Source organism: Lysobacter antibioticus HS124 (assembly GCF_000336385.2).
In the GTDB taxonomy this organism is placed as follows: Bacteria; Pseudomonadota; Gammaproteobacteria; order Xanthomonadales; family Xanthomonadaceae; genus Lysobacter; species Lysobacter firmicutimachus.
Genome location: NZ_HG424609.1, coordinates 1 through 4,824, shown reverse-complemented (window position 1 = coordinate 4,824; position 4,824 = coordinate 1). Strand labels below are relative to the sequence as shown.

The following is a 4,824-nucleotide window of genomic DNA, read 5'->3' as shown; positions in this document are numbered from 1 at the left end:
CACGCCGGCATCGCCCTGTTCGCGGATCGCCAGTTCCAGCGGCAGGCTGCCCAACAGCGGCACGCCGTACTGCGCCGCCATGCGCGCGCCGCCGCCTTCGCCGAACAGATGCTCGGTGTGGCCGCAGTTCGTGCACACATGCACGGCCATGTTCTCGATCAGGCCCAGCACCGGCACCTCGACCTTCTCGAACATGCGCAGCGCCTTGCGCGCGTCCAGGGTCGCGACCTCCTGCGGCGTGGTCACGATCACCGCACCGGCGACCGGGATCTTCTGCGACAGGGTCAACTGGATGTCGCCGGTGCCGGGCGGCAGATCGACGATCAGATAGTCCAGCTCACCCCACTGGGTATCGTTGAGCAAGGTGGTCAGGGCCGAGGTCGCCATCGGGCCGCGCCAGATCATCGGCGTGTCCTGCTCGACCAGCGGACCGATCGACATCGCCTCCACGCCGTGCGCGCGCAGCGGCTCGATGTGCTTGCCGTCCGGGCTGTCGGGCTTGCCGTGCACGCCGAGCATGGTCGGCACGCTGGGGCCGTAGATGTCGGCATCGAGCACGCCGACCCGGGCGCCGTCGGCCGCCAGGGCCAGGGCCAGGTTGACCGCGGTGGTCGATTTGCCGACCCCGCCCTTGCCCGAACCCACCGCGATCAGGTTGCGCACGTTCGGCAGCGGCGCCAGCTTGGGCTGGACCGCGTGGGCGACGATGCGCGAATTCAGTTCCAGGCTGGCCAGGCTCAGCGATTGCGCGGCCAGCAGCTCGCCGATCGAACGCTCCAGCCCGGCGCGCAGGCCGTCCAGGGGGAAGCCGGCGGAAATCGACACCGCGACCCGGCCGTCGGCCGCGCCGGCGCGGATGCGCGCCTCGCTGTCGCCCAGGCGCAGGTCGGTGTCGGGGATGAGAAGCGCCGCGATCGCGGCCTGCAAGGTCTCGCTCATGCCGGCCGTCCAGCCGGGCGTGGGGTGTGCTTGTGCATGGGGGCTCTGTGATGGGACCGGCCGCTCGGCGGCCGCGCACATGGTAAGGCCTGCGCCCCGGCAGCGTCCCCTTCGCCGCCATCGCCACAGCCCGGCACCGCCTCTCGTCGCGCCCCCGACCGACGCCATCGGAAATTGCAAGCGACTGATCGAGTCGGCGAAACCAGCGTGACAGCTATCGCATTCATTTTGCTCGGACTTTGCCCCGAAACGGCACGCCCGCGCCCCCTATTCAGCTAGAGAAGCCAACACGATCAACCAGTTGAGCGTTGGTCTTCAGCAAAGCCAAGGGGCGCCGGGCGCAAAACGGCAAATGTTTCGCGCGTGTTAATTTCAGGTTTGTCAAAGGATTGTTAATCGCCAGGACGGCCACCGGAAGTCGTACTTCGTTCTTCACGTTTTGGGGGAAACACAATGGCAGTTCGCAACACGCTCGGCCTGCAACGCAGCAGGCTGACGGCCGCACTGGTCAGCGCGATGCTGATCTCCGTCAGCGGCGCCGGCTACGCCGCCGACCCGGCCCCGGCCGCCGAAGGCTCGGCCGCGCCGACCGACATCGACGCGGTCACCGTGACCGGCTCGCGCATCAAGCGCATCGGCTTCGTCACCCCGTCCCCGGTGGTCGGCATCAGCTCGGAAGAGATCCGCTCCACCGGCGCGGTCACCATCGCCGATCTCATGACCACCCTGCCGCAGCTGTCGGCGACCTACACCCTCGGCAACTCGACCCGCTCGATCGGCACCGCCGGCCTGGGCCTGCTCGACCTGCGCGGCATGGGCACCGCCCGCACCCTGGTGCTGGTCAACGGCCGCCGCCACGTCGGCGGCCTGTCCGGCTCGACCGCGGTCGACGTCAACACCATCCCGGTCGAACTGATCGAGCGCGTGGAAGTCATCACCGGCGGCGCCTCGGCCGTGTACGGCGCCGACGCCGTCGCCGGCGTGGTCAACTTCATCATGAAGAAGTCCTTCGACGGCTACGAAGTGCGCGCCCAGACCGGCGACGCCAGCGAAGGCGACTTCAGCCGCTCGTTCGTCAGCGTGACCGGCGGCAACACCTTCGCCGAAGGCCGCGGCAGCGTCGTGTACTCGGCCGAGTACAGCAAGCAGGACAACTTCGGCCGCAACGATCGCTCGATCGGCCGGGAGTTCCTGCTCAGCATGCCGAACCCGAACTACAACCCGAACCTGCCGTCCAGCCAGAGCAACCCGCAGCGCGTGTTCATGGGTCCGGGCGGCAACTCCAGCATCTCCTACGGCGGCACCTTCAACGCCGGCGGCGTGCGCTACCAGTTCAACGAAGACGGCAGCTTCCGCCGCACCCGTTACGACGGTCCGCGCGACGGCGCCAACACCTGCGTCAATTGCGACTTCGTCGACCTCAACAGCGTCGCCGACCTGCAGCCGGGCTTCGACCGCTACAGCGTCAACACGATGGTGAACTTCGACATCAACGAGAACCACAAGTTCTTCTTCGAAGGCAAGTACACCAAGACCGAGTCCGAGTTCCTGGCCCAGCCGAGCTTCGACCAGCCGCTGCGCATCCGCCGCGACAACGCCTACCTGTCGCCGCAGCTGGCGGCGCTGATGGACGCCAACGGCCTCAACAGCCTGACCGACCGCAACCGCATGCTGCAGGTCTCGCGCTTCAACGTCGACGCGGGCCGCCGCGGCGAGAACGTCGAGCGCGAAACCCAGCGCTACGTGGTCGGCCTGGAAGGCTACCTGAGCGAGAACTGGTCGTACGAAGTCTCGGCCAACTACGGCAAGACCGAGATCGATCGCCTCAACCTCAACAACCGCATCAACGACCGCTGGCAGGCCGGCATGGACGTGGTGCGCGACGGCGCCGGCAATCTGGTCTGCCGCACCTCGATCGATCCGAACGCGATCAACCCGAACACCGGCGTGCGCTACCTCGACCTGTCGCGCCAGGGCTGCGTGCCGTTCAGCATCTTCGGCAACGGCGCGGTCAACCCGCAGGCGGCCGACTGGTTCAACTACGACGCGGTCAACCGCACCAAGCTGACCCAGAAGGTGTTCAGCGCTTCGGTCGCCAACAGCTCGCTGTTCGAGCTGCCGGCCGGCGGCGTCGGCTTCGCGGCCGGCGTGGAATGGCGCAAGGAAACCAGCGAAGAGAACACCGATCCGCTGGCGGCCCAGGGCCTGACCTTCCTCAACGCGATCCCGAACCGTAAGGGCGAGTACAGCGTCAAGGAAATCTTCGCCGAAACCACCATCCCGCTGTTGGCCGACCTGCCGGGCGTGCAGCGCCTGAGCATGGACCTGGCCGGCCGTTACTCCGACTACAGCACGGTCGGCGAGACCAAGACCTGGAACGTCGGCCTGGATTGGGCGATCAACGATTCGTTCCGCGTCCGCGCCAGCCTGGCCCAGGCGGTGCGCGCGCCGAACATCGGCGAGCTGTTCAACCCGCAGACCCAGAACTTCGCCACCATCAACGACCCCTGCGACACCCGTCCGGGCCGCACCAACTCGGTCAACACCGCCGCCAACCCGGCGCTGCGCGCGCAGAACTGCGCCGCGCTGGGCCTGCCGGCGAACTACGTCGACACCTACGGCGGCAACCGCCCGGGCGTCAGCGGCGGCAACCCGGACCTGAACGTCGAAGAGGCGCGTTCGTTCTCCTACGGCTTCGTCTGGCAGCCGGAGTTCATCGAAGGCTTCGGTCTGTCGGTGGACTACTGGCGGGTCAACCTGAAGGACGCGATCGGCGCGGTCACCGCCGAAACCCTGGCGACCCGCTGCGTCGACTCGCCCGGCGGCATCGGCAACGACTTCTGCGCGGCGATCCTGCGCGCTCCGGCGGGCGGCTACGTCGACCCGCAGGGCCGCACCTTCCCGGCCGGCTCGATCTACAACTGGACCGCGCTCAACGAGAACCTGGCCCGTTCGCGCCGCACCGGCGTGGACATCGAAGCGGACTACCGCTTCGAACTGTTCGGCGGCCAGACCTCGCTGCGCTTCGTCGGCACGCGCCTGATCTCCTCGCGCGAGTGGGCGTTCCAGGCGTTCCCGAACGAGTACCGCGAGTACCTGAACTACGTCAGCGATCCGCGCTGGCGCGCCTCGCTCAACGCCAGCTACAAGCTGGGCCAGTGGCGCGCGAGCTGGGACATGCGCTACATCGACGGCAACCTGCGCGTCGAGCCGTGGAGCTACCAGAGCAACCCGGGCCAGGTCTCGCCGATCCGCAACGGTTCGTACACCTACCACAACCTGCAGGTCGGCTATAAGCTGCCGAACACCGGTCTGGACCTGTACGTCGGCGCCGACAACGTGTTCGACAAGGATCCGCCGCTGAACTACTTCGGCGAAAGCGCGATCAACTCGAACTACGACAACATCGGCCGCTACGTGTACGTGGGCGCGACCTACAAGTTCTGATCGCCGCAAGGCCTTCGAACCGCGACAAGAACAAGCCCGGCCTCGCGCCGGGCTTTTTCTTTGCCCGCCCGCAACCCGCCGACCGGTACCGAGCGAACCGCGCTCCCCTCACCGGAGGAACGCTGCGCCATCGGCGATCGCATCGGCCGCACCGCGCTGCCCAATCCGCATCGCTCACCGACCTCCGCGGTCGCGGCTTGCGCCGCTCCTACCCCTCGACAACAACGCAGCGCCCGCCGTTGCTGTTGCTGTTGCTGTTGCTGTTGCCGTAAAGAGCCTGGCGCCGCATCGAACTCGCAAGAACGCCCTCAAGCCCCGGAGGGCGGCCCGCAGGGAGGCGGGCCGTGCGCAGCCAGGCCAGGGAGGGCCTGTGCGGAGCAGCCTCGCGTCAGCGGCGTCCCATAGCGGCTTTTGATTCGAAACGGCCATGGCGTTTTC

At 67.6% G+C, this 4,824-nt stretch carries 2 protein-coding genes; one reads left to right on the top strand and one right to left on the bottom strand.

The window, feature by feature from the left end; genetic code table 11:
* Positions 1-939, bottom strand: a 939-nt coding sequence (apbC, locus tag TX83_RS21535; protein WP_261370244.1) for an iron-sulfur cluster carrier protein ApbC, incomplete at its 3' end; no start/stop codon positions are given.
* 453 nt (positions 940-1,392) lie between these two features.
* On the opposite strand from apbC, the gene TX83_RS21530 reads away from it, so the two are divergent.
* On the top strand, positions 1,393-4,386 hold the full coding sequence (locus TX83_RS21530) for a TonB-dependent receptor plug domain-containing protein (protein ID WP_064750032.1): 2,994 nt from the start codon (positions 1,393-1,395) through the stop codon (positions 4,384-4,386).
* Positions 4,387-4,824: the final 438 nt, after the last annotated feature.